Raw genomic sequence first — 25,186 nt, 5'->3', positions numbered from 1 at the left:
GAGGGGGAGGGGCTACGGAGAGGGTGTGATGGCCGTGCTGTCGGGCTGTCCTGTCGTCAGGTGACGCAGTGGCCCGTGAGGTGTGCGCAGTTGACCGGTTTCAGGCCGTCCCCCGTCCCCCGTCCCGCGGCCCCCTGTCCCCCCGTCCCGACGGGCCGGTGGTCCCGCCGTGACCCGGCCCGCCCGCTGGCCCCGCCGCAACTAGGCCGATCCGGTGGCCCGTTCAGTCCCCGGCCGCCTCCGCCGTGCCGTCGCTCCGCGGTGGCAGCGCGGGCCGCCGCCGGTCCGGTGCGTCCGAAAGGTCCGGAGGCGTCGCCGCCGGATGCCGCTCCAGCAGCTCCAGCACCGTCCGTACCGCGACGCCCAGTTGGGGGTGCCGGCCCTCGGCCCAGTGCAGCGGGGAGCGCAGGGCCTCGATGTCGACCTCGACGCCGTGGTTCTCCACGCCCCAGCCGTAGAGCCGGAACCATGCGGCGTTCATCGGGACGGTGATCGCGGTGCCGTCGGCGAGCCGGTGCCGGCCCGTCATCCCGACCACCCCGCCCCAGGTGCGCATGCCGACCACCGGCCCCAGGCCCAGCAGTTTGAAGGCCGCAGTGATCATGTCGCCGTCGGACGAGGTCATCTCGTCGGCGACCGCCACGACCGGGCCGCGCGGCGCATTGCTGGTGTACGAGACGGGCTCGGCATCGCGGGTCAGGTCCCAGCCCATGATGGTGCGGGTCAGCTTCTCGATCACCAGCTCGGAGATGTTGCCGCCCGCGTTGCCCCGTACGTCCACGATCAGCGCGGGCCGGGAGACCTCCATCCGCAGATCGCGGTTGAACTGCGCCCAGCCGGAGCCGCCCATGTCGGGGATGTGCAGATAGCCGCACCGGCCGTCGCTCAACTTCCGGACCACCGCCCGCCGTTTGGCCACCCAGTCCTGGTAGCGCAGCGGCCGCTCGTCGACCAGCGGGACCACCGCGACCCGGCGGGGCGGGCCGTCGCCCTCCGGCGGGGAGAAGGTGAGCTCCACGGTCGTGCCGCCGGCCGCGGCGAGCAGCGGATACGGGCCGGTCACCGGGTCCACCCGGCGGCCGTCGACATGGGTGAGCGCCGCCCCCTCGCGGATGCCCGTACCGGCCAGCGGGGAGCGGGCCTTGGAGTCCGAGGACTCGCCGGGCAGGATCCGGGTGACAGCCCACCGGCCGTCCCGGCAGACGAGGTTGGCGCCGAGCAGTCCCATGGCGCGCTGGTAGTGCGGCGGACCCTCGTTGCGCCGGGCGCCGACGACATAGGCGTGCGAGGTCCCCAGTTCGCCCATCACCTCGCGCAGCAGATCGGCGAACTCGTCGGGGGAGGCGACCCGGTCCAGCAGCGGCCGGTACTGCGCCAGTACCGCGTCCCAGTCGATGCCGCACATCTGCGGCTCCCAGAAGTACGCCCGGGTGATCCGGCCCGCCTCCTCGAACGCCTGGTGCCACTCCGCCACCGGATCGACATCGTGCAGGATGCGCCGCAGGTCCAGGAAGACCGTGGAGTCGCTGTCCGGCTGTTCGGTCGCCGGTACCGCGCGCAGCTCGCCCTCGTCGTTGACGACCAGCCGGGAGCCGTCGCCGCTGAGCGCGAACCCGTCCAGGGAGCTGGTGAGTTCGGTGCGCCGCGCCTTGGTCAGATCGAAGTGTTCGAGGGTGGGCCGGCCCGAGGTGTCGGCCGGGTTGGCGAAGGTCTCGCCCAGCGCACCGGAGATCGGCCAGCGCAGCCAGACCAGCCCGCCGCCGCTGACCGGCTCCAGGGAGGAGTACTTGGACGCCGCCACCGGGAACGGGGTGACGCGGTTCTCCAGCCCCTCCACCTCCACCAGTACGGGCCCCTCGCCCGACGGCGGCGGAATCTCGTCCGGGTCCAGACCGCCCGCCGCGGGCCGTCCCTCCGGGGACAGCGCGAAGGGGGAGGGGGTCGCCGACGACAGCGGTACGAGATAGGGGCGGCAGCCCAGCGGGAACGACAGATCGCCGGTGTGCACGTCGTAGACCGGGTCGAAGCCGCGCCAGGACAGGAACGCCAGATAGCGGCCGTCGCGGGTGAAGACCGGCTGCTCGTCCTCGAAGCGGCCGTTGGTGACATCCAGGATGTGCCGGTCGGCCAGCCGGGCCATCTTGATCTGCCGCAGCGTCCGGCCGATGCCGGGGTGCGACCAGGTCAGCCAGCGGGAGTCGGGGGAGAACGCCAGGTCGCGGACCGGTCCGTTGGCGGAGCGGACCAGCTCGGTCACATCGCCGGCACCCGCGGCCTCCTCCCCGGATTCCCCGGACTCCCCGGACTCCTCGGACCGGTCCTCCTCGACCGCCCCCTCCTCCGGCCGGGCCACGTCCACCAGCAGCAGCCGGCCGTCGTTCGAGGCCACCGCCAGCCGTTCGCCGTCCGGTGCGGAGGTCATCTCGTGGACCCGGCCCAGCTCACCGGCGGCCAGCCGGAGCGGTTCCCCCGGCGCGCTCGCCCGCGGCAGGTGGGTGATCTCGATGGCGTCCTCGCCCTCGGCATCCGTGACGTAGGCGATCCGGCCGGTGGAGCCGAGCATCTCGGGGAGCCGGACGCGGACGCCCGGGGTGTCGTGGATCGTGCGGGCGGGGCCGTCGCGGTGGGTGAGCCAGTACAGGCTGCCGCGTACGCCGACCGCGCTGGCCCGACCGGTGGTGTCCACCGCGAGCGAGGTGACATGCGAGGCCGCCGGGACCTGGTAGGTCCGCCGGCCGGCCCGCGGACCGCCCAGCCGCACGGTCAGCTTGCGCGGTACGGCGTCCGGGCTCAGATCGTCGATCAGCCAGAGCTCGCCGGCGCACTGGTAGACGATGCGCGAGCCGTCGCTGGAGGCGTGCCGGGCGTAGAAGTCGGCGTGGTCGGTGTGCCGGCGCAGATCGGTGCTGTCGGGCAGACAGGAGTAGACGTTGCCGATGCCCTCGTGGTCGGAGAGGAAGGCGACCCGGCCGCCGACGAACATCACCGAGTCGAGGTGCCCGCGCAGATCCGGCAGCAGCCGGGTGCCGTGCAGCCACATCCGGCCCATCGCGCCGCCCCGGTAGCGCTTCCAGGAGGCGGGCTCGTGCGGCGGTTTCCCGCTCAGCAGCAGGGTGCGGCGCTCCCCTTCGAAGTCCGCGACCTCGATGTCGGAGACCGGCCCCCAGGGCAGTTGGCCGCCGGGGCTGCCGTCGGTGGGCACGCTGTAGGCCCACGAGTAGTACGAGAACGGCTGGCCGTGCGAGGAGACCGCGAGGATATGGGCCTGGCCCTCGTGGTCGGGGGGCGACCACCCGCAGACCCGGGCATCGGTGCTGCCCCAGTAGGTCAGCCTGCGGGCCGGGCCGCCGTCGACCGCCGTGAGGTGGACCTCCGGGTCGAGGCTGCGCCAGGTGGTGAAGGCGATGTGCGTTCCGTCGGGGGAGAAGCGCGGGTGGCCGACGCGGGTGCGGTCCACGGTCAGCCGCCAGGCACGCCCCGGGTGCTCGCCCTCCGGGGCGATCGGGGCGATCCACAGGTCGTCCTCGGCGGCGAAGCAGAGCAGCTCGCCGTGCAGATGCGGATAGCGCAGATACGCGCCGTCGGAGGGCCCCGGCGCCCCAGGCGTGGCCGCCATCCGGCGCAGCCGCCCGCGAGGCTTGGCGGGGTTCGGCTCCGGGCGCGGCCCGACGGCCTCGGGTGCATCGCTCACCCACCCATCGTTTCGGGACGGGGGTGCGGCGGCAACTCGGTCGGGTGACGCAGGCCACCATCGAAACGCTTCCGTTTCGCTCGATCTGCCCTTACCTTCGAGGTGTACGAAACCGTTTCGTTCGCGGTCGCCGGTAGGGTGGCTGCGTCCGTACGGTCCGACCAGGAGGTGCGTGTCATGGGACGCAGCCGGCTGACTCCCGAGCGGGAGGCCGAGCTCTTCGATGCCGTGCTCGATCTGCTGCGCGAGGTCGGCTACGACGCGTTGACCATGGACGCCGTCGCCGCCCGTACCCGCTCCAGCAAGGCCACCCTCTACCGCCAGTGGCAGGGCAAGCCGGAGCTGGTGGCCAGCGCGCTGCGGCACTGCAAGCCGGTCAGTACCGCGGACATCGACACCGGCAGCCTGCGCGGCGACTTCGCCGAGCTGGTGCGCCGGGCCGACGACGAGGGACAGGTGGAGAAGGACGCGGCCCTGATGCGGGGCCTGGGGATGGCCATCCACGGCAACCCCGATCTCCACCAGGCCCTCCGTGATGTCCTCCTCGACCCCGAGGTGACCGGACTGAACGCGATGCTGCGGCGCGGCATCGACCGTGGCGAGATCGCGGCCGACTGTCCCGCGCTCCAGTTCGTCCCGCACATGCTCGTCGGCGCGTTCGTCGCCCAGCAGCTCATCGAGGGCCGCTGCGCCGATGCCGCGTTCCTCTCCTCCTATCTCGACGCCGTGGTCCTCCCCGCCCTCGGCGTCTGACCCCACCCGCCCGACTCCCCTTCATCCCGGCCCTCGTACCCGGCACGCCGCTCTCGTCGCCGGGGCGATGGCGCACGCCTCTGTACGCCCATGCACGCCCTTCATTCGACGGGAGCACCCGGTCTCGTGGCCACTTTCCTCTATAAACTCGGACGTTTCGCCTTTCGGCGGCGTCGCTTCGTCGCCCTCATATGGGTGGCCCTGCTGGCCGTTGCCGGCGTGGGGGCCGCCACCGCCGCCTCGCCCGCCGCCGACTCCTTCTCGATCCCCGGCACGGAGGCCCAGCGCGCCTTCGACCTTCTCGACCAGCGGTTCCCCGGCACGAACGCCGATGGCGCCACGGCCCGGGTGGTCTTCCGGGCCCCCGCGGGCGAGTCGATGAAGGACCCGGCGAACAAGGCGGCCGTCGAACGGACCGTCCACGCCCTCCAGTCGGGCTCCTCGCAGGTCGACCGGGTCGCCGATCCGTACACCGCGAAGGCCCTCAGCAAGGACGGCCGCACCGCCTACGCCCAGGTCTCCTACAAGGTCACCGGCTTCGAGCTGAGCGACGCTTCGAAGGACGCCCTTGAGGACGCGGCCGAGGACGGCCGGGACGCCGGGCTGAAGGTCGAGACCGGCGGCAACGCACTCCAGGCCATCCCCGAGACCGGCGCGACCGAGGTCATCGGTATCGCGATCTCCGCGGTGGTCCTCGTCATCACCTTCGGCGCGCTGATCGCGGCCGGACTGCCGCTGCTGACCGCGCTGATCGGCGTCGGCATCGGCGTCTCCACCATCACCGCGCTGAGCAGCACGCTCGATCTCTCCAGCACCACCTCGACGCTGGCCACGATGATCGGCCTCGCCGTCGGCATCGACTACGCCCTGTTCATCGTCTCCCGCTACCGCGCCGAGATCACCGAGGGCCGCGAGCGCGAGGAGGCCGCCGGACGCGCGGTGGGCACCGCGGGGTCCGCGGTCGTCTTCGCGGGGCTGACGGTGGTGATCGCCCTGGTCGGCCTCACCGTCGTCAACATCCCGATGCTGACGAAGATGGGCCTGGCCGCGGCCGGCACCGTCGTCATCGCCGTACTGATCGCGCTCACCCTCATCCCGGCGCTGCTGGGGTTCGCGGGGGCGCGGGCGCTGCCCCGTAAGGCCCGTAAGGCGGGCAAGGCGGGCAAGGAGGACGTGGCCGTTGCGGCAGGTGAGGCGCATGGCCGGGACGCCGCCGCCGGGGAGCGGCCCAACATGGGCACCCGCTGGGCGCGCTTCGTGCTGCGCCGTCCGGTCGCCGTGCTCCTCACGGCCGTGATCGGCCTCGGCATCGTCGCGATCCCCGCCACCTCACTGGAACTGGGCCTGCCGGACGACGGCTCCCAGCCCACCGACACCACCCAGCGCAAGGCCTACGACCTGCTGTCGGACGGCTTCGGCCCCGGCTTCAACGGCCCGCTGATGCTGGTCGTCGACGGCCGGGACGCGCACGACGGACAGAGCGCCAAGTCCGCCGCGGCGCGGGTCGCCAAGGAGGTCCGCGGGCTGGACGATGTCGCCGTCGTCACCCCGCCCACCTTCAACAAGGCCGGCGACACCGCGATGCTGAACGTCGTCCCGAAGTCGAAGCCCAGCAGCGTCGAGACCGAGGACCTGGTGCACGACATCCGGTCCACGACGCACGGCATCGCCCAGGACACCGGGGCGAACACCCTGGTCACCGGCACCACCGCGATGAACGTCGATGTCTCGCAGAAGCTGAACGACGCGCTGGTGCCCTACCTGGCGCTGGTCGTCGGCCTGGCCTTCCTCCTGCTGATGGTCGTCTTCCGCTCGGTGCTCGTCCCGCTCAAGGCGGCGCTCGGCTTCCTGCTGTCGGTGGTGGCGGCGCTCGGCGCGGTCGTCGCGGTCTTCCAATGGGGCTGGCTGAGCAGCGTGTTCGGCGTCGAGCAGACCGGCCCGATCATGAGCATGATGCCGATCTTCATGGTGGGCGTGGTCTTCGGGCTGGCGATGGACTACGAGGTCTTCCTCGTCACGCGGATGCGCGAGGCCTTCGTCCACGGGGAGCGCCCGGGCGAGGCCGTCGTCACCGGCTTCCGGCACGGTGCGCGGGTGGTCACCGCCGCCGCGGTCATCATGATCAGCGTCTTCGCCGGCTTCATCGGCTCCTCGGACTCGATGATCAAGATGATCGGCTTCGGCCTGGCCATCGCTGTCTTCTTCGACGCCTTCCTCGTCCGCATGGCCGTCGTCCCCGCGGTCCTGGCACTGCTGGGCCGCTCCGCCTGGTGGCTCCCGCGGTGGCTCCAGAAGCTGCTGCCGAACGTGGATGTCGAGGGCGAGGGCCTGCGTACGCAGCTCACCGGGGCCGGCGCTGGCACCGGTACCGCTGAGGGACCGGACGCGAGCGCCGAGCGCGAAGCGGCGCGCGTTTGACGGGTCGCCACCATGCGTGCAGTGACGCAGAGGTGACAGGACGTCAGAGAGCCCGGCGACGGCCTCCCGTAGGGACGGGGCCGTCGCCGGGCCGGGTGTGGGGGGCGGCGCCGGACCCCGGGCGCACCGCGCGGCCGGGTGCGCCCCGCTCCACCCATTCGTACCTGTGTTCCCCTGGGTAAAGGTGTGCAGGTGGGACCCGCCTTTGCGGTCGACGTATCCGTTTCGCATCATGGGCGCTCTTGCAACTTGTTTGCAGGAGACACCACCATTGGTGGGTTGCAGAGCCTGAAGCGGAGAAGCCTGAGATGCACGTACCCGATGGATTCATCAATGCGCCGGTGTCGGTCGCGACCGGTGCGGTCGCCGCCGCCGCGGTGGCGGTCAGCCTGCGCGGCGCCCGGCGCGAGCTGGCGGGTGCGGGAGCGGGCAGTGTCGCGGGGGCGGAGCGCACCGCGCCGCTCGCCGGACTGGTCGCCGCCTTCATCTTCGCCGTGCAGATGCTGAACTTCCCGGTCGCGGCGGGCACCAGCGGGCATCTGCTGGGCGGTGCGCTGGCGGCGATACTCGTCGGCCCGTACACCGGTGTGCTGTGCGTCTCCGTCGTGCTGCTCATGCAGGGCGTGCTGTTCGCGGACGGCGGGCTGACCGCGCTGGGCGTGAACATCACCGATATGGCGATCGTGACGACCGTCGTCGCCTATGGCCTGTTCCGGGGCCTGGTGAAGGTGCTGCCGCGGCGGCGCCGCTCGATCACCGTGGCCTCGTTCGTCGCCGCGCTGATCTCGGTGCCGGCGGCCGCGGTGGCCTTCACCGGCCTCTATGCGCTCGGCGGGACCGCGGACGTGCCGATCGGCAAGGTCTTCACCGCCATGGTGGGCGTGCATGTGCTGATCGGGATCGGCGAGGCGACGATCACCGCGCTGACGGTCGGCGCCGTGATCGCCGTACGCCCCGACCTGGTCTACGGCGCACGCGGCCTGACCAAGCCGCTGGAGCTGCGCACCTCGCCGCTCGCCACCCCGGCCGACGAGCCCGCGCCGGCCGCCGCTCCCGCTCCCGCCTCCGCCGCCCCGGCCCCCGTCGCCCCGCGCCGTTCCGTCCGTCGCGTCTGGCTGGCCGGGGTCGCCGCCGCCCTGGTGTGTGCGGGCGGCATCAGCTACTACGCCTCCGCCAGCCCCGACGGCCTGGAGAAGGTCGCCCACGATCAGGGCATCGACGCGAAGGCCGAGGACCACGCCGCCAAGGACTCCCCGCTCGCCGACTACAGCGTCAAGGACATCACCGACCCGCGGCTGGCCGGCGGCCTCGCCGGGGTCATCGGGGTCGGCGCGACGCTGGCCGTCGGAACGGGCGTGTTCGTCGTCCTGCGCCGCCGCAGGAACACCGGCGCCGACGAGCAGCCGGCCACGGGAGCCGAGCGTCCCTCGGAGAACGTCTGAGATGGGTGCAGGCCATGCGCACAAGCTCTACCGGCACGGGCATTCGCCGGTCCACGCCCTGCCGGCGCACTGCAAGATCGCCGCGGTCTTCTGCTTCGTCCTGATCGTCGTCTCCACCCCGCGCGAGGCGCTCTGGGCGTTCGGGCTCTATGCGCTGCTGATCGCGGCCGCCGCCGGGGCCGCCCGGATCCCGGCCGGATTCCTGCTCAAGCGGCTGCTGATCGAGGTGCCCTTCGTCGCCTTCGCGCTGCTCATGCCGTTCGTCGCCGAGGGGCCGCGGGTCGCGGTCCTCGGGATGAGCCTGAGCCAGTCCGGGCTGTGGGGCGCCTGGAACATCCTGGCCAAGGGGACGCTGGGCGTCGCCGCTTCCGTGCTGCTCGCCTCCACCACCGAACTGCGCGAACTCCTGCTGGGCCTCCAGCGGCTGAGGATGCCGCCGCTGCTCGTCCAGATCGCGTCCTTCATGATCCGCTACGGCGATGTGATCACCGACGAGATGCGGCGGATGCGGATCGCCCGGCTCTCCCGCGGCTTCGAAGCACGCGGCATGCGTCACTGGGGTGTGCTCGCCAAGTCCGCCGGCGCCCTGTTCATCCGCTCCTACGAGCGCGGTGAGCGCGTCCACCTGGCCATGGTCAGCCGCGGCTACACCGGCACCATGCCCCAGATGACCGAGACCACCGCCACCCGCACACAATGGACCCGCGCGGCCGCCCTCCCCCTCGCCGCGCTCGCCGTCTGCCTCCTGGGATGGACCCTTTGAGCACCACCGCACCCGCCCCCTCCCTCGCCGTCTCCCGGCTCGCCTACGCCTACCCGGACGGCCACCAGGCGCTCTTCGGCGTCGACCTCACCGTCGGCCGCGGGGAGCGGGTCGCCCTGCTCGGGCCCAACGGGGCCGGCAAGACCACCCTCGTGCTGCACCTCAACGGCATCCTCGAAGCGGGCGCGGGACGCGTCGAGGTCGCCGGGCTCCCGGTCGCCAAGGAGAACCTCGCGGAGATCCGCCGCCGCGTCGGCATCGTCTTCCAGGACCCCGACGACCAGCTGTTCATGCCCACCGTCCGTGAGGACGTCGCCTTCGGCCCGGCCTCCTCGGGGCTGCGCGGCGCCGCACTGGAGGAGCGGGTCACCGAGGCGCTCACCCAGGTCGGCATGGCGGATTTCGCCGACCGGCCGCCGCACCATCTCTCCTTCGGCCAGCGCCGCCGGGTCGCCGTCGCGACCGTGCTGGCGATGCGGCCGGAGATCCTGGTCCTCGACGAGCCGTCCTCCAATCTCGACCCGGCCTCCCGCCGTGAACTCGCCGACATCCTCCGGTCGTTGGACGTCACCGTCCTGATGGTCACGCACGATCTGCCGTACGCGCTGGAGCTGTGCCCGCGCTCCGTCGTGCTCTCCGGCGGCGTGATCGTGGCCGACGGGACCACCCAGGAGTTGCTGTGCGACGAGGAACTGATGCGCACCCACCGGCTGGAGCTGCCCTTCGGATTCGATCCGCGGTCGGTCGACGTTCCGCGCTGACCCGCCGCTGACCCGCTCGCGCTGACCTGCCGCCCCTTCGTTCCCGTGTGACGAACGCCACGGGCCGCGGTCCTGGTCATCAGCACTGATCCGCGCGTTGCACCATGGATGGGTCACGCATGCGACGGATGAGTGGGAAGCAGGAATCAGTGGTGGACGTCCAGGGCACGGTCGAGGACGGCTTCGAGCCGGTCCGGGACGCCTTCATGGCCAACTTCGCGCGGCGCGGTGAGCGCGGCGCGGCGGTTGCCGTCTACCGGCACGGACACAAGGTCGTGGACCTGTGGGGCGGCACGAAGGACGGTGACACGGACCCGGACGCGGCGGACACCGCGCCCTGGGAGGCCGGTACGGCCCAGGTGATCCGGTCCGCGACCAAGGGCATCGCCGCCCTCGTCCCGCTGCTGCTGCACCAGCGCGGACAGCTCGACCTCGATGCGCCGGTCGGCACGTACTGGCCCGAGTTCAAGGCCGCCGGCAAGGAACGCGTACTCGTCCGCCATCTGCTCTCGCACCGCGCCGGACTGCCCGTCCTGGACACCCCGCTCACCCCGGAACAGGCCATCGACGGCGTCAGCGGCCCCGCCGCCCTCGCCGCCCAGGCACCCGCCTGGGAACCCGGCACCGAACACGGCTACCACGCGCAGACCTACAGCTGGCTGATCGGCGAGCTGGTGCTGCGGGTCACCGGCCGCACCGTCGGCAGCTGGATCGCCGAGGAGATATCCGGGCCGCTCGGCCTCGATCTGTGGATCGGCCTGCCCGAGGCGGAGCAGTCCCGCGTCGGACGGCTGGCTTCCGTCGGCACCCCGGCCCCGCCCGCCGCGACGGGGCTGCGCGTCCGCCCCAAGCAGACCGTCGCCGCCGCGTACGCCGACCCGGAGTCGCTCACCAGCCGTTCCTTCGCCGCGATCACTCCGGCGCCGGACGAGAACGCCCCGGCGTACCGGGCCGCCGAGCTGCCCGCCTCGGCCGGCATCGCCACCGCCCGCTCCCTGGCCCGCTGTTACGCCGCGCTCATCGGGTCCGTCGACGACCACCCGAGGCTCTTCGCGCCCGCGACCCTCACCCTCGCCCGGACCGAGGAGTCCGCGGGCCTCGACCGCACCCTCCTCGTCCACACCCGCTTCGGCCTGGGCTTCATGCTGCACGGACCGGCCTCGCCGCTGCTGGCGCCCGGTTCCTTCGGCCACCCCGGCCGCGGCGGCGCGCTGGCCTGCGCCGATCCGGAGACCGGGCTGGCGTTCGGCTATGTCACCAATGGGATGCAGCGGAATGTGACGGCGGATCCTCGGGCGCAGGCGCTGTTGCGGGCGGTTTCCCACGTTGCCGGGGGAGACATCCGTACCTCGTCCGTTGTTCTTGACCCGTGTTCTTGACCCGCCTTCGGCAGGAGCGGGGGATACGGCGGGGCGCGCCCACGAGCTGAGTGGCGGTGCCGGCTCCGGCGCCTCCTGTCATCGACTCGGGGGGCCACTGGCTCTACCGCAAGGGCCCGTCGGTGCGCCTCCCGGTACAGGCGATCGACACCTGTCTCCTTACGCTGAAGACCCCGCCTCCCGGCACGGTCTACCCCTCGAACTGAGGGGCCGACGGGCAGTATCCGCCGGCGGCCGGGGGTGATGTGCCCGCCCCCGGCCACCCGGGAAGCGGGACCAGGACTGTCCGTTGCGTGACGAGGGAGCCCGATGAAGATAGTGATACCCGGCGGAACCGGTCAGGTGGGCAACATCCTGAACCGTGCGCTGAGCGCCGCGGGCCACGAGGTCGTGGTACTGACCAGACGTCCGGTGCGGGAGGGGGAAGTGCACTGGGACGGTGCGACGCTCGGCCCCTGGGCGGCGGCGGTCGACGGCAGCGACGTCGTGATCAACCTGGCCGGACGCAGCGTCAGTTGCCGCTACACCCCGGCCAACCTCCAGGAGATGATGAGCTCGCGGGTGGACTCCGCCCGGGTCGTGGGCGAGGCGATCGCCGCGGCCGCCCGGCCGCCCCGCGTATGGCTTCAGATGAGCACCGCCACCCTCTACGCCCACCGCTTCGACGCCCCGCACGACGAGGCGACCGGTGTCGTCGGCGGCTCGGAGCCCGGTGTCCCGGACTACTGGGCGAACAGCGTCGAGATCGCCAAGGCCTGGGAGCGGGCACAGGAAGAGGCCAGGACACCGGACACCCGCAAGGTCGCCCTGCGCTCCTCCATGGTGATGAGCCCGGATCGCGGCGGGGTGTTCGATGTCCTGCTGCGGCTGGCGCGGCTGGGGCTCGGCGGCCCGGTGGCGGGCGGCGCACAGTATGTGTCCTGGATCCATGACCGCGACTTCGTCCGCGCGGTCGAGTTCCTGACCGACCGCGGCGACCTCACCGGGCCGGTGAACCTCACCGCCCCCGCTCCGCTGCCGCAGCGCGGGTTCATGCGTGCGCTGCGGGCCGCCTGGGGTGTCCCGGTGGGTCTGCCGGCCACCAAGTGGATGGCCAGGCTGGGCGCGTTCGCGCTGCGTACGGACACCGAACTCCTGCTCAAGAGCCGACGGGTGGTGCCCGGCCGGCTGCTCGAAGCGGGGTTCACCTTCGCCTACGACGCGTGGCCGGAGGCCGCGGACGACCTGGTACGGCGCGTCCGCGGCGCACGGGCCGCCGGCTGAGCCGTCCGCGCGGCGCCCTTCGCTCAACCGGTGTGCAGCATCAGGCCGATGCCCACGACCATCAGGCCCGCCGCGGCGATACGGGGGGCGCCGAAGCGTTCCTTGAAGAAGAGGGCGCCGATGGCCGCGCCGACGATGATCGACGACTCGCGCAGTGCGGCGATGGGGGCGAGCGGGGCACGGGTCTGGGCCCACAGGACCAGGCCGTAGGCGAAGACGGAGAGCACCCCGCCGGCCAGTCCGCGCAGCGCGAAGGGGCGGAGTTCGGTGAGCAGCCGGCGGCGGCGGACGGCGAGCGCGTAGGCGGGGATCACGATGCCTTCGAGGATCATCAGCCAGGCGATGTAGCCGAGGGAGCTGCCGGAGGCGCGTACGCCCAGACCGTCGACGGTCGTGTAGGAGGCGATGGCGAGGCCGGTGGCGAGGGCGGCGATGATGGCCGGCCAGTGCGGCCTGGTGCCGGAACCGCGGATGCCCCAGAGGGCGACGCCCACCAGCCCGGCGGAGGCCAGGGCGACACCGGCCAGGGCCCAGGCGTCGGGGATCTCGTGGACGAAGACGGCGGCCAGGACCGTCACGACCAGGGGCGCGGTGCCGCGGGCGATGGGGTACATCTGCCCGAAGTCGCCCAGGCGGAACGACTGCATCAGCAGGGCCTGGTAGACGATGTGCAGCACGGCGGAGGCCAGGAGGTAGGGCCAGGCGCCGGCGGCGGGCAGCGGGGTGAAGAAGGCCGCGACGAGGCCGCAGAGCGCACCGCCGCCGCCGACCAGGGTGAAGGCCAGGAGCTGGTCGCGGATGCCGTGGGCGATGGCGTTCCAGCTGGCGTGGGTGATGGCGGCTATCAGGACGGCCGCGACGACGAGCGGGGTCACGAGGTGCGCTCGCGCACGTCCACGATCCGGCCCTGGGCGTACTCGATCAGGGACGCGGGGTCGAGCGGGAAGACGGCGTGCGGGGTGCCGGCGGCGGCCCAGACCGTGTCGTGCGCGAGCAGTCCGCGGTCGGCCAGCACACGGGTGGGGGTGCGGTGGCCGAAGGGCGGTACGCCGCCGATGGCGTAGCCGGTGGTCTCGCGGACCAGGGCGGCGTCGGCGCGGCCGACCTCGGTGGCGCCGAGTTCCGTGCGTAGGCGTTCCACGTCGACGCGCGAGGCACCGTCCATGAGCACCAGCACCGGCTGCCCGTCCACCGCGAAGATCAGCGACTTGACGATCTGGGCGAGGCCGCAGCCGACGGCCGCGGCGGCCTCGGCGGCGGTGCGGGTGGCCTCGGGGAAACTGCGGACCTCGACGGTCAGGCCCAGTTCCGTGAGCGCTTCGGCGAAGCGGGGGTGAGCCGGGGAGGGGGTGGTTTCCTGGGCGGTGTCGGACCGGGAATCGCTCATGGCCCGCACGCTAGCGAAAGCTGTACGGGCCATGCGAACGGAATCCGGTCGATGAGACGAGAGGCACCCGAGAGGCACCTCCGACAGGCACCCCGGCGGGCGCCCCGCCTCGTCAGCCGGCGGTGAGGATGGCGCGGACCACCGGGCCTGCGTTGGAGCCGCCGTGGCCGCTCGCCGGGACGACGGCCGCCGCGGCGACATCGTCGCGGTAGGCGGAGAACCAGGCGTTGGGCTTCTTCTGGTTGTCGACCTCGGCGGAACCGGTCTTGGCGCCGACGTCACCGCTGACCCCGGCCATCGCCTCGGCGGCCGTACCGGAGGTCGCCGTCAGCTTCATCAGCGACTTCAGACCGCTGAGCGTGGACGGCTTCATCGTGCGGGCCGCCTTGGCGAGCGTCCGGTGGTCCAGCGACGGCGAGACGATGTACGGCTGGTGGAACGAGCCGGCGCGGACGGTCGCGGAGAGCGAGGCGACATTGAGGGGGTTCATCCGCACCCCGCCCTGGCCGATCAGCGAGGCCGCCATCTGGGCGTCGCTCTGCACCGGCACCGCGCCGTCGAAGGTGGGGATGCCGGTCTGCCAGTTCAGGCCGATGCCGAAGACGTCCCGGGCCTCCTTCGTCAGATCGTCGTCGCTGAGGTCCTTGGCCTGCGAGATGAAGGCGTTGTTGCAGGACGCCGCGAAGCTCTGCGCGAAGGTGCCGTTCTTGATCTCGGACTTGTCGAGGTTCTGGAACTTCCAGCCGCCGACCGTCACGTACTTGGGGCACGGGTGCGCCTTGCCCGGCGAGGTCATGCCCTTGTCCATCAGCATCGCCGCGGTCACGATCTTCATCGTCGAGCCGGGGGCGAGCGAGCCCTGCGTCGCCAGGTTGAAGCCCTTTTCCGGGGAGTTGGCGAGCGCCAGGATCTCACCGGTGCTGGGCTTGACCGCGGCCGCGGAGGCGGACTTCTTGCCCTTGACCGCGCGCTCGGCCGCCGCCTGGAGCTTGGCGTCCAGGGTGGTCTTGAGCGTGCCCGGCGTCCCCTTGGAGAGCACCTTCAGCGTCTTGTCGGGCAGCTGGTCGGCCGGCTTGGCGCTCTTGGCGCGGTGGATGAACAGCTCCACACCGGGCTTGCCGTCGGTCTTGTCGCCGTACTTGTCCCGCAGGCTGTCCAGCACCCCGGCCAGCGCCGGATGCGCCTCGGGCGTCAGCGCGGCGCCGTTGCGGTCCACGGCCTTGATCGGCGGCGCCTCGGCCTCGCCCGTATGCAGCTGGTCGCCCTTGGCCAGGCCCGGGTGCAGCATCGCCGGCTGCCAGGCGATCTGCGGCTTCCCGGTGGTCTTGTCGCGCTGCACGGTCGCGGAGGTGCGGTACGAGTAGGCCGCCTTGGTGCCCTTGTAGTCGATCTGCGCGGCGACGGTGTACGGCACCTTGCCGCCGGTCGGCGCGCCCGGCTTCAGCGCCACCTTCGAGAACCGTGCCTGCTTGCCGAGGGACTCCAGCGCGGCCTTGCACTTCTCCGGGTCGTCCGTGAGCCCGGCCGCCTTGGCCGTGTCGCCGGACTGCCAGGCGGTCAGGAACTCCTGTGACGTCGTCTGGACTTCCTTGGCCGACACCGGGCCGGTCGGCACCTTGGACGCGTCGCCGCCGCCCTTGCCGTCCGCCGACCTGACCTCCTGCGGCGAGTCGTCCGAGCCGCCGAACAGCGTGAAGCCGCCCACGACTCCCGCCACCAGGGCCACCGATCCGCCGATCAGCCCGTACTTCACCTCACGGCGCATGCCACCGATTCCCTCCCAGAGCCTCGTCCTTGAATACGCACACAAGAACGTGCCCCGCACTCTAAGGGACACGGGGAGGTGGTGAGTCTCGATCAGGGCACGGTCCGGTGACGCGCTGTTGTACAGCTGTTACAGACTTGTCGAACTGCCTCCGGACCGCCCCTGATCGCCGCACCGGGCCCCGTCGCTCACACCCAGGTGTCGAACCACATCCGGTTGTGCCAGGCCGACTTCGGAATCGGCATTCCCGTATAGAGCGGATGGAAGTAGATGAAATTCCACACGATCAGGAGCACCAGGACACCGGCCCCGACCGCACCGATCGTGCGGCGGCGCTCGGCCGAGCCCGGCGGGCCGATGATCGCGCCGATCATCATCGCCAGCGCCAGACACAGGAACGGGACGAACACCACCGCGTAGAAGAGGAAGATCGTCCGCTCCTGGTAGAGGAACCACGGCAGATAGCCCGCCGCGACCCCGCAGACGATCGCCCCGGCCCGCCAGTCCCGCTGGAACAGCCAGCGGTAGAGGACATAGAGGAGCGCGAAGCAGGCCGCCCACCACAGCAGCGGGGTGCCCAGCGCCAGCACCTCACGGGCGCAGCCCTCGGCCGCCGTGCAGCCGTCCTGGCCGGCCTTGGGGTCCTCGTAGAAGTACGAGACCGGGCGGCCCAGGACCAGCCAGCTCCAGGGGTTGGACTGATAGGCGTGCGGGGTGGTCAGTCCGGTGTGGAAGGAGTAGACCTCGGTCTGGTAGTGCCACAGGCTGCGCAGCCAGTCCGGCAGCCAGGTCCAGCCGCCCGTACGGCCGTCCGGCGTGGTCGCCCAGTCGCGGTAGTAGCCGCCCTTGGTGGCGATCCAGCCCGACCACGACGCGAGATAGGTGGCGAGGGCGACGACGACGGTGGCCCCGAAAGCGGGCAGGACATCGCGGCGCAGGGCCGAGCGGAACGGGCGCCGGGCGCCTGCCGTACGGCGTGCCGCGACATCCCACAGCACCGCCATCAGCGCGAACGCCGCGAGGTAGTACAGGCCGTTCCACTTCGTCGCGGCGGACAGGCCCAGGCAGAGCCCGGCCACGATCCGCCACGGCCGCCACCCCAGCCGCAGCCGGTCACCGACCTCTTCGTCCGGGCGGGCCACATTGTCCGGGCCGAGCGGCAGCGCCGCCGCCAGCCGGGCTCTGGTGCGGTCCCGGTCCACCAGCAGCGCACCGAAAGCGGCCACCACCCAGAACATGACGATCAGATCGAGCAGCGCGGTCCGGCTCATCACGAAGTGCAGACCGTCCACCGCCAGCAGGGTGCCCGCCAGGCAGCCCAGCGCCGTCGACCGCATCATCCGGCGGCCGATACGGCAGACCAGCAGCACCGAGAGGGTGCCGAGCAGCGCCACCATGAAACGCCAGCCGAAGGGGTTCATCCCGAACGCCCACTCGCCGAGCGCGATCAGCCACTTGCCCATCGGCGGGTGCACGACATACGAGTGCTCGGGCGAGAGCAGCAGCTGCGGCGGATGCCCGACCAGCGCGTCATTGGCGTTCTTGGCCCAGGTGCCCTCGTAGCCGTACTGGAGCAGCGACCAGGCGTCCTTGGGGTAGTACGTCTCGTCGAATATCACCTTCCGCGGGCTGCCCAGGTTCCAGAACCGCAGCACCCCCGCGAACAGCGTCACCAGCAGCGGACCGGCCCAGCCCGACCAGCGTGCCAGCCGGGCCGCGGCGTCCGGGCCCGCGCCGAACACCGCCCACAGGCGTCCGCCCGGCTCGGGGAAGGCGGGCACCAGCCGCGCGCGGACATCGCCCTGCGAGCGGACGGGATATCCGAAGCGGCGCAGTCGCCGCTGCCACACGGGGGGCCGGTCGGCCAGCTCCGGGGCAGGCTGCGCGGCGGCGTCGGTCGCGGTGGTGTCACTCGTCACCGGGCCATCGTAGGGAAGCCGCCTGTGGACCGGTGGGGAGCGCCACCAGGCGATACCGACGGATCGGCGCGCGGCGGCGTCCTGGGAGGATGGGGAGGTGACTGGATTGCTGGTACTTGCAGGGACGCCCATCGGCGAGATCGCGGACGCGCCGCCGCGCCTCGCCACCGAGCTGGCCGCCGCCGATGTGATCGCCGCCGAGGACACCCGGCGGCTGCGCCGGCTGACCCAGGCGCTGGAGGTGCAGCCGTCCGGCCGGGTCGTGTCGTACTTCGAGGGCAACGAGGCGGCCAGGACGCCCGAGCTGGCCGACGCGCTGGCCGGCGGGGCGCGGGTGCTGCTGGTCACGGACGCGGGGATGCCCTCCGTCTCCGACCCCGGCTACCGGCTGGTCGCCGCGGCGGTCGAACGCGGCATCAAGGTCACCGCCGTACCGGGCCCCAGCGCGGTGCTCACCGCGCTGGCCGTCTCCGGTCTGCCCGTGGACCGCTTCTGCTTCGAGGGGTTCCTGCCCCGCAAGGGCGGCGAGCGGCGCACCCGGCTGCGCGAGGTCGAAGGCGAGCGCCGCACCCTCGTCTACTTCGAGGCGCCGCACCGCCTGGACGACACCCTCGCCGCGATGGCCGAGATCTTCGGTGCCGACCGGCGCGCCGCGGTCTGCCGCGAGCTGACCAAGACGTACGAGGAGGTCAAGCGCGGGCCGCTGGGCGAACTCGTGCCCTGGGCGGCCGAGGGGGTGCGCGGCGAGATCACCATCGTGGTCGAGGGCGCCCCGGAGAGCGGGCCGCAGGATCTGGACGCCGACGAGCTGGTGCGCAGGGTGCAGGTCCGCGAGGAGGCCGGGGAGCGCCGCAAGGAAGCCATTGCCGCGGTCGCCGCGGACGCCGGACTGCCCAAGCGGGAGGTCTTCGACGCGGTGGTCGCGGCGAAGAACGCCGCCAAGGGCTCCGCGAAGGGCGCCCCGAAGGACCCGGCGCGGGATTGATGCGCCGCACCGGGCGAAAAGCGACTCATCAGAAGGTAAATGGCTGACCGGCAAGGTAAAGCGCAGGTCGTCGCATTGGGGTGATTTTCCTACCGCTGGCCAAATCTGCGCCAATACCCTCGCTGAACTGCTGCGTTGTCGCCGCTGAAGGCGTCCACTGGACGAGGGACGAACGGTTCCCGGAGACCTTGTCCAGCGGACAAGAGGAGCGCGCACATGAGCGAAATCGCCAAGACCACTGGAGCCACCACCAGCGGAGACCACCCCGTCCCCCGGCCCGACGCCGCCGCACACGAGGCCTACGCCTTCGCCTGCATGAGGTGCGGCCACGGCTGGGAGCAGGCGTACGAGATAGTCCACGAGGTCGACGGCAAGGGCCAGATGCATGTCGTCTACTACGCGGGCGCCGAGCGGGTCCCGTCTCCGCTGACCTGCCCCACCTGCCTGAACTGCGGCAGCAACGTCGTACGCATCATGCGCTCCGGCCAGGTCTCGATGGTCTCCGACGCGATCGCGAGCATGCATCAGCGCCGCCCCGGCAACGGGAAGAAGAGCGAACCGGCCCTCGGGGCGGACCGCGCGGGCAGTACCGCCGAGGAGGACCCCGGACGCCACCACTGGCACCTCTCCGACCTGCTGCACCCCTTCCAGCACCACCGCAAGTGAGGTCCGCGCCGGGTCCCTCGTAGGATCGCGGCCATGGCACCGCAGGACAAGAACACCCCGCCGCCGCTGCCCGAACCGCTTCGGGTGGCGGTCGCGGATTCACACACCCATCTGGACATGCAGGAGAGCACGGTCGAGGAGGCGCTCGCCAAGGCCGCCTCCGTCGGCGTGACCACCGTCGTCCAGGTGGGCTGCGACCTGGCCGGTTCGCGATGGGCCGCCGAGACCGCGGCCGCCCACGACAGCGTGCACGCCACGGTCGCGCTGCACCCCAACGAAGCGCCCCGGGTCGTACTCGGAGATCCGGACGGCTGGTCGCGGCAGGGGGCGCGGGAGCCCGGCGGTGACAGTGCCCTGGATGCCGCCCTCGCCGTGATCGACGAGCTGGCCGCGCTGCCGCAGGTCCGCGGCGTCGGCGAGACCGGCCTGGACTACTTCCGTACCGGGCCCGAGGGCATGGCCGCCCAGGAGCGCTCGTTCCGTGCGCATATCGAGATCGCCAAGCGGCACGGCAAGGCCCTGGTCATCCACGACCGCGAGGCGCACGACGATGTGCTGCGGATCCTGCGCGAGGAGGGCGCCCCCGAACGGGTCGTCTTCCACTGCTACTCCGGCGACGCCGCGATGGCCAAGATCTGTGCCGAGGCCGGCTACTTCATGTCCTTCGCCGGCAACGTCACCTTCAAGAACGCCCAGCCGCTGCGCGACGCCCTCGCCGTCGCCCCGCCCGAGCTGGTCCTCGTCGAGACCGACGCCCCTTTCCTGACCCCGGCCCCTTACCGCGGACGGGCCAACGCCCCGTACCTCATTCCGGTCACGCTGCGGGCGATGGCGGCGGTCAAGGCCGTGACCGAGGACGAACTGGCCACCGCCATCGCCGCGAACACGGCGCGGGCCTTCGGTTACTGAGCGCACCGAAGCCGCCCCGACCGGCCGCTGACGGGCCCCCGGCGCCGCCCGCAAAGCCCGTCAACATCCATGGCCCGACCACTGTCCGTAGCGAACCGACTTTGGAGAGTCACCCTCACTCCGCTACATTCCGGCCGTCAACCGCATCCCGTGGCATGTGGAGCGCGCCGTGAGTCATACGCAGAGCAGCCACCGCGCCGCGCGCGGCCGTCGTAGACGCCGCGCCGAACGGCCCGAAGCGCTGCGCCGGCTGCTGCCCCGGGCCATGGTCGTCGCCTTCCTCGCCGGCGGCACCACCGCCTTCATCGCGCACGACAAGGCGGTCCGGCTCACCGTCGACGGCACCCCGCGCACCCTGCACACCTTCGCCGCGGACGTCGACGACCTGCTGGCCGACGAGCATCTCGACATCGGCGCACACGACCTCGTCGCGCCCGCCCCCGGCACCGGACTGAACACCGGCGACGAGATCGTCGTCCGGCACGGCCGCCCGGTCGTGCTGACCATCGACGGACAGCGCCGCCAGGTGTGGACCACCGCGGACACCGTCGCCGGCGCGCTGCACCAGCTCGGCGTGCGCGCCGAGGGCGCCATCCTGTCGGCCTCCCGCTCCCGGCGGATCGAGCAGCACGGCATGGAACTGGCGGTACGCACCGAACGCTCGGTGGTCATCGTCGCCGACGGCCGCCGGCACCGGGTGCGCACCAACGCCGCCACCGTCCGCGAGGCGCTGGCCGAGACCGGCCTCACACTGCGTGACCAGGACACCACCTCGGTGCCGCCGGACAGCTTCCCGCGCGAGGGCCAGACCATCTCCGTGATGCGCATCACCGGCTCCAAGGAGGTCCGCGAGGAGTCCATCCCCTTCCGTACGGTCCGGCGGGCGGACGCCGGGCTGGCCCGCGGTACGGTGGCGGTCGTCCAGCAGGGCCGCCCCGGCGTGCGACGGATCACCTACCGGGTGCGCACCGTCAACGGCGTCCGGCAGAAGCCGAAGCGGCTGCACACCGAGGTCGTGCACGCCCCGCGCCCGCAGATCGTGCACCTCGGCACCAGGGAACTGCCCACCTCCGTGCGCGGCGCCGACCACCTCGCCTGGCATGCGCTGGCCCAGTGCGAGGCCCGCGGGCGGCCGAACGCCGTCGACGCGTCCGGCACCTACGGCGGGCTCTACCAGTTCGATGCGGCCACCTGGCGGTCCCTCGGCGGCAGGGGCCGGCCGCAGGACGCACCCGCCCGGGAACAGACGTACCGGGCCAAGAAGCTCTACATCAGCCGGGGGGCGAGCCCGTGGCCGGTCTGCGGCCGTAAGCTTCACGGGTGAACGAGCGCAGCGAGGCTTTGGCATGAGCAAGAGCACCACCGACGAATCCGGTCCCCTCCTGGGCGCCGCCGACATCCGCGAGCTGGCCGCCGCGCTGGGCGTCCGGCCCACCAAGCAGCGCGGCCAGAACTTCGTCATCGACGCGAACACCGTCCGCCGGATCGTGCGGACCGCCGAGGTACGGCCCGACGATGTCGTCGTCGAGATCGGCCCCGGCCTCGGCTCGCTGACCCTGGGGCTGCTGGAGGCCGCCGACCGGGTCACCGCCGTCGAGATCGACGAGGTGCTGGCGGCCGCGCTGCCGTCCACCGTCGCGGCCCGGATGCCCGACCGCGCCGACCGCTTCGCGCTGGTGCACAGGGACGCCATGCACGTCACCGAGCTGCCCGGCCCCGCGCCCACCGCGCTGGTCGCCAACCTCCCCTACAACGTCGCCGTGCCGGTACTGCTGCACATGCTCGCGACCTTCCCCACCATCGACCGCACCCTGGTCATGGTGCAGTCCGAGGTCGCCGACCGGCTGGCCGCCCGCCCCGGCAACAAGGTCTACGGCGTGCCGTCGGTGAAGGCCAACTGGTACGCGGAGGTCAAGCGGGCCGGCGCCATCGGCCGCAACGTCTTCTGGCCCGCGCCCAACGTCGACTCCGGCCTGGTCTCCCTCGTACGCCGCGACAAGCCGATCGAGACCTCGGCGAGCCGCGACGAGGTCTTCGCCGTCGTCGACGCGGCCTTCGCCCAGCGCCGCAAGACGCTGCGGGCCGCGCTGTCGGGCTGGGCCGGATCGGCCGCCGCCGCGGAGGCCGCGCTGGTCGCCGCGGGTGTCTCGCCGCAGGCCCGCGGCGAGGCGCTGACCGTCGAGGAGTTCGCGCGGATCGCCGAGCACAAGGGACCGGGCGGGGCGCCCGGCATCCGGCAGTCCCGGGGAGAGCGCGCCTCGGGGGGAGAGCAGACATCAGGGGGAGAGCAGGCATGACGACCACCACCTCGATCACCGTCCGGGTACCGGCCAAGGTCAACGTCCAGCTGGCCGTCGGCGCCGCCCGCCCGGACGGCTTCCACGACCTGGCGAACGTCTTCCTCGCCGTCGGCCTCTACGACGAGATCACCGCGACCCCCGCCGAGTCCCTGCGGATCACCGCCGAGGGCCACGACGTCGACCAGATCCCCCTGGACCGGACGAACCTGGCCGCCCGCGCCGCCGAACTCCTCGCCGCCCGCCACGACATCGAGCCGCACGTCCACCTCCACATCACCAAGGACATCCCCGTCGCGGGCGGCATGGCAGGCGGCAGCGCGGACGCCGCCGGCGCCCTGCTGGCCTGCGACGCCCTGTGGTCGACGGGTGCCTCGCGCGATGAACTCCTTTCCATCTGTGCCGAGTTGGGCAGCGATGTGCCGTTCAGCCTGGTCGGCGGGGCGGCGCTGGGCCGCGGCCGCGGCGAGCTGCTGACCCCGCTGGCTGTCGGCGGCACCTTCCACTGGGTCTTCGCGGTTGCCGACGGCGGCCTGTCCACCCCGGCCGTCTACGGGGAGTTCGACCGGCTGACGGCAGGGACGGACGTGCCGGAGCCGGAGGCGGCGCCTGAGCTGCTGGCGGCGCTGGAGTCCGGCGACGCCACGGCGCTGGCCGCGTCCCTGACAAACGATCTCCAGCCCGCCGCCCTCTCCCTGCGGCCGTCGCTGACCGCGACGCTGGAGGCGGGCACCGCCGCCGGGGCGCTGGCTGCGCTCGTCTCCGGTTCCGGGCCGACCACCGCATTCCTGACCAAGGACGCGGAGGCGGCAAAGGAAGTGGCCTCGGCGCTCATGGCGTCGGGGACCTGCCGTCAGGTGCGGGTGGCGGATTCTCCGGCGGTGGGCGCGAGGGTTCTGTAGGGCCGGGAGGGGTTCTCGGAACCGTCGTGGCAGCGATGTCACCGGCGGTCCACCTCCCGTACCCGCCACATCAGTTCAGCGAACAGGCTGGTCAGAAGGGGTGCCTCTCGGTGAGAGGCACCCCTTCTGCGGCTAGGTGCGTTCAGGCCCTCACGTGATCGAAAAGCCCCGGACCGCATGCAGTCCGGGGCAGGCTGGGGCCGGCAGCCTGTGCGCAGGCTGGGGCCCCTGCCGTCTTCGCTACGGCGGCGCGCTATTGACCTGCTGGCGGGGTGGGCGGTGCCGGCGGGAACGAAGCGGGCGCCCCCGGCTGCTGCGGGTAGGGGCCGGGCGGGTAGGCGCCCGGAGCCCCGGGCTGTTGCTGGTAGGGACCGGGCGGGTAGGTGCCCGGTGCGCCGGGCTGCGGCTGGTAAGGGCCGGGAGGCTGCGGCACGAAACCGCCGGGAGGCTGCGGCGCAAAACCGCCGGGGAAGCCCGGCCCGCCGGGACCGCCATAACCGCCAATGCCACCCGGAGGCGGTCCATTACGGCGCTTCTTCTTCACGGTCACCGTGACAACAACCACGATGACGACGAGGAGGACGACCACACCGCCGATGGTGCTGATGATGGCGACCTTGTTGCCCTTGGGCTCGTAATGACCGCCACTGCTCTTGCTCTTGGCCGGCGCCTCGGGCGCGCTCTCGCTGAGAGCAGGCAGTGGCCCGTTCTCCGGGCCTGCGGGAACGTCTGCGGTCAGTGCCTTGTACGGCTTGATGAAGCCGTAGCCGTACCGGCGATCGGGAAGCTTCTTGCCCTTCATGGCATCCGGCAGACCGGCGGTCTTCACCAGGCGGTTGGCGATCTGGCCGGCGGTCAGGTCAGGGAACTTCGAGCGGAGGAGAGCCGCGGCGGCGGACACGTACGCTGCGGAGTCCGACGTGCCGTTGGCCAGCCTGTACGGGTCCTCGACGCCCGCGGAGCGCACATGAACCCCTGGGGCCAGCAGCTTGATATGCGACCCGTGGTTGGAGTACTTCCAGACCGTCAGGTCGATGTCCACTGCGCCCACGGCCAGGATTCCGGGCACGGCAGCAGGAACGCGAGGAATGTCGGAGTGAGAATTTCCTGACGCCGCGACGACCAGCACATCGCGCTTCCGGGCGTAGGCGACAGCTGCCTTTTCAGCAGGTGATGTCTCCGAGTAGGACTCGAAAGACATGTTGACGACCTTCGCGCCGTGGTCCACGGCATACCTCAAGGCCCCAGCGTATGACACTTCGTCACTTCCGGGGGACTCACCATCTCCGAGGTCAATCCCCACAGGGAGGATCTTGGCGTCAGGAGCCAGTCCCTTTACGCCTGCCGACCTTCCGGGCCCGTGTCCATGGCCGGCGATGAGCGAAGCCATGGCGGTGCCGTGCTCCCGCTCGTCATACGGAGAATCCGCCGTCCCTGCTCCCCTCTCGCTGAAGAGGAAGCTTCTTCCGGGAAGCACGTTTCCCTTGAGGTCAGGGTGGCTGCCATCTACCGGGTCGTCGAGGACGGCCACCGTGACGCCCTTGCCTGTCGACACCTTCCACACGTCGTCCGCCCCGAAGGACCTCAACGGCCACTGGTCATGCCTGATCTGGTCTGCCGAAGCAACCGGCGCGGTGCCGAAGAGCAGTGCCCCCACCACCATCGCGCCGCCCACCGCACGCAGCGTGCGCGTGAAGTTCATCCCCCTCATACCTTCCTTGCGCCGGTGAGGCCCAGGCGTCTCCGCTGGGCCCTGTTGATGCGGCTGTGTTCAGCAGCCGCCTGACCCTGCGTCATGTTGTCCGGCGCACGTCATGAGCGTCACATCATGTCAGCAGGCTGACACGGCAGAACCATGGCGTACGGAGGGGGCTGCTGCGTGGCCA

19 protein-coding genes are annotated in these 25,186 nt (G+C 71.9%); 13 read left to right on the top strand and 6 right to left on the bottom strand.

Annotation, left to right across the window (positions count from 1 at the left end; genetic code table 11):
- Window positions 1-223 precede the first annotated feature (223 nt).
- A complete protein-coding gene (locus M8I34_RS28805; RefSeq protein WP_250054216.1) occupies window positions 224-3,616 on the bottom strand; it encodes a S41 family peptidase in 3,393 nt (1,130 codons plus the stop codon).
- A 252-nt stretch (window positions 3,617-3,868) separates the two neighbouring features.
- Here M8I34_RS28805 and M8I34_RS28800 point away from each other — a divergent pair, with 252 nt between their 5' ends.
- The 7 genes from M8I34_RS28800 (at window position 3,869) to M8I34_RS28770 (ending at window position 12,470) form a co-directional block, all read left to right on the top strand.
- Complete coding sequence (locus tag M8I34_RS28800; protein ID WP_250054162.1) at window positions 3,869-4,444, top strand: TetR/AcrR family transcriptional regulator; 576 nt, start codon at window positions 3,869-3,871, stop codon at window positions 4,442-4,444.
- 126 nt (window positions 4,445-4,570) lie between these two features.
- The gene (locus tag M8I34_RS28795) at window positions 4,571-6,862 is read left to right on the top strand and encodes an MMPL family transporter (RefSeq protein WP_250054160.1); all 2,292 of its coding nucleotides are present in this window, start codon (window positions 4,571-4,573) and stop codon (window positions 6,860-6,862) included.
- Between the two features lie 308 nt (window positions 6,863-7,170).
- The gene (locus M8I34_RS28790) at window positions 7,171-8,304 is read left to right on the top strand and encodes an energy-coupling factor ABC transporter permease (protein ID WP_250054158.1); all 1,134 of its coding nucleotides are present in this window, start codon (window positions 7,171-7,173) and stop codon (window positions 8,302-8,304) included.
- A gap of 1 nt (window position 8,305) precedes the next feature.
- Window positions 8,306-9,067 (top strand): cobalt ECF transporter T component CbiQ, encoded by a 762-nt coding sequence (cbiQ, locus tag M8I34_RS28785; RefSeq protein WP_250054156.1) that lies wholly within the window; start codon window positions 8,306-8,308, stop codon window positions 9,065-9,067.
- On the top strand, window positions 9,055-9,828 hold the full coding sequence (locus M8I34_RS28780; RefSeq protein WP_250054154.1) for an energy-coupling factor ABC transporter ATP-binding protein: 774 nt from the start codon (window positions 9,055-9,057) through the stop codon (window positions 9,826-9,828). The genes cbiQ and M8I34_RS28780 overlap by 13 nt, the downstream gene beginning before the upstream one ends.
- 119 nt (window positions 9,829-9,947) lie before the next feature.
- Window positions 9,948-11,207, top strand: a complete 1,260-nt coding sequence (locus tag M8I34_RS28775; protein WP_250054152.1) for a serine hydrolase domain-containing protein — start codon at window positions 9,948-9,950, stop codon at window positions 11,205-11,207.
- Between the two features lie 309 nt (window positions 11,208-11,516).
- Window positions 11,517-12,470, top strand: a complete 954-nt coding sequence (locus M8I34_RS28770; RefSeq protein WP_250054150.1) for a TIGR01777 family oxidoreductase — start codon at window positions 11,517-11,519, stop codon at window positions 12,468-12,470.
- A gap of 23 nt (window positions 12,471-12,493) precedes the next feature.
- On the opposite strand, the gene M8I34_RS28765 is transcribed toward M8I34_RS28770, so the two are convergent.
- The 4 genes from M8I34_RS28765 to M8I34_RS28750 form a co-directional block, all read right to left on the bottom strand.
- Entirely contained in the window at window positions 12,494-13,345 is an 852-nt protein-coding gene (locus M8I34_RS28765) for a DMT family transporter (protein WP_250054148.1), read from the bottom strand.
- Window positions 13,342-13,857: a YbaK/EbsC family protein gene (locus tag M8I34_RS28760; protein ID WP_250054146.1), complete on the bottom strand. Its 516-nt coding sequence runs from the start codon at window positions 13,855-13,857 to the stop codon at window positions 13,342-13,344. Before M8I34_RS28760 ends, M8I34_RS28765 begins: the two co-directional genes overlap by 4 nt.
- Window positions 13,858-13,969: 112 nt before the next feature.
- Window positions 13,970-15,622, bottom strand: coding sequence for a penicillin-binding transpeptidase domain-containing protein (locus tag M8I34_RS28755; RefSeq protein ID WP_250054144.1), 1,653 nt, complete (start codon window positions 15,620-15,622; stop codon window positions 13,970-13,972).
- A 188-nt stretch (window positions 15,623-15,810) separates the two neighbouring features.
- The gene (locus M8I34_RS28750) at window positions 15,811-17,541 is read right to left on the bottom strand and encodes a phospholipid carrier-dependent glycosyltransferase (RefSeq protein WP_250054142.1); all 1,731 of its coding nucleotides are present in this window, start codon (window positions 17,539-17,541) and stop codon (window positions 15,811-15,813) included.
- A gap of 97 nt (window positions 17,542-17,638) precedes the next feature.
- Here M8I34_RS28750 and rsmI point away from each other — a divergent pair, with 97 nt between their 5' ends.
- The 6 genes from rsmI to M8I34_RS28720 all read left to right on the top strand — a co-directional run bounded on the left by rsmI (window position 17,639) and on the right by M8I34_RS28720 (window position 23,300).
- On the top strand, window positions 17,639-18,526 hold the full coding sequence (gene rsmI / locus M8I34_RS28745; protein WP_250054131.1) for a 16S rRNA (cytidine(1402)-2'-O)-methyltransferase: 888 nt from the start codon (window positions 17,639-17,641) through the stop codon (window positions 18,524-18,526).
- Window positions 18,527-18,742: 216 nt separating this feature from the next.
- Window positions 18,743-19,192 (top strand): hypothetical protein, encoded by a 450-nt coding sequence (locus M8I34_RS28740; RefSeq protein WP_250054129.1) that lies wholly within the window; start codon window positions 18,743-18,745, stop codon window positions 19,190-19,192.
- Between the two features lie 33 nt (window positions 19,193-19,225).
- Window positions 19,226-20,101 carry a TatD family hydrolase gene (locus tag M8I34_RS28735; RefSeq protein ID WP_250054127.1) on the top strand — a complete coding sequence of 292 codons (876 nt, stop codon included), beginning with the start codon at window positions 19,226-19,228 and terminating at the stop codon, window positions 20,099-20,101.
- Between the two features lie 169 nt (window positions 20,102-20,270).
- Complete coding sequence (locus M8I34_RS28730; RefSeq protein ID WP_250054125.1) at window positions 20,271-21,425, top strand: ubiquitin-like domain-containing protein; 1,155 nt, start codon at window positions 20,271-20,273, stop codon at window positions 21,423-21,425.
- 22 nt (window positions 21,426-21,447) lie between these two features.
- Window positions 21,448-22,398, top strand: coding sequence for a 16S rRNA (adenine(1518)-N(6)/adenine(1519)-N(6))-dimethyltransferase RsmA (rsmA, locus tag M8I34_RS28725; protein ID WP_250054123.1), 951 nt, complete (start codon window positions 21,448-21,450; stop codon window positions 22,396-22,398).
- Window positions 22,395-23,300 (top strand): 4-(cytidine 5'-diphospho)-2-C-methyl-D-erythritol kinase, encoded by a 906-nt coding sequence (locus tag M8I34_RS28720; RefSeq protein ID WP_250054121.1) that lies wholly within the window; start codon window positions 22,395-22,397, stop codon window positions 23,298-23,300. Before rsmA ends, M8I34_RS28720 begins: the two co-directional genes overlap by 4 nt.
- 253 nt (window positions 23,301-23,553) lie before the next feature.
- Here M8I34_RS28720 and M8I34_RS28715 read toward each other — a convergent pair whose 3' ends face one another.
- Window positions 23,554-25,002: a S8 family serine peptidase gene (locus tag M8I34_RS28715; protein WP_250054119.1), complete on the bottom strand. Its 1,449-nt coding sequence runs from the start codon at window positions 25,000-25,002 to the stop codon at window positions 23,554-23,556.
- Between the last annotated feature and the right edge of the window lie 184 nt (window positions 25,003-25,186).

The organism is Streptomyces sp. MCA2, from assembly GCF_023544705.1.
GTDB classification, from domain to species: domain Bacteria; phylum Actinomycetota; class Actinomycetes; order Streptomycetales; family Streptomycetaceae; genus Streptomyces; species Streptomyces decoyicus.
The sequence above is the reverse complement of the archived record's forward strand: the minus strand, read 5'-3'. Positions and strand labels throughout refer to the sequence as shown.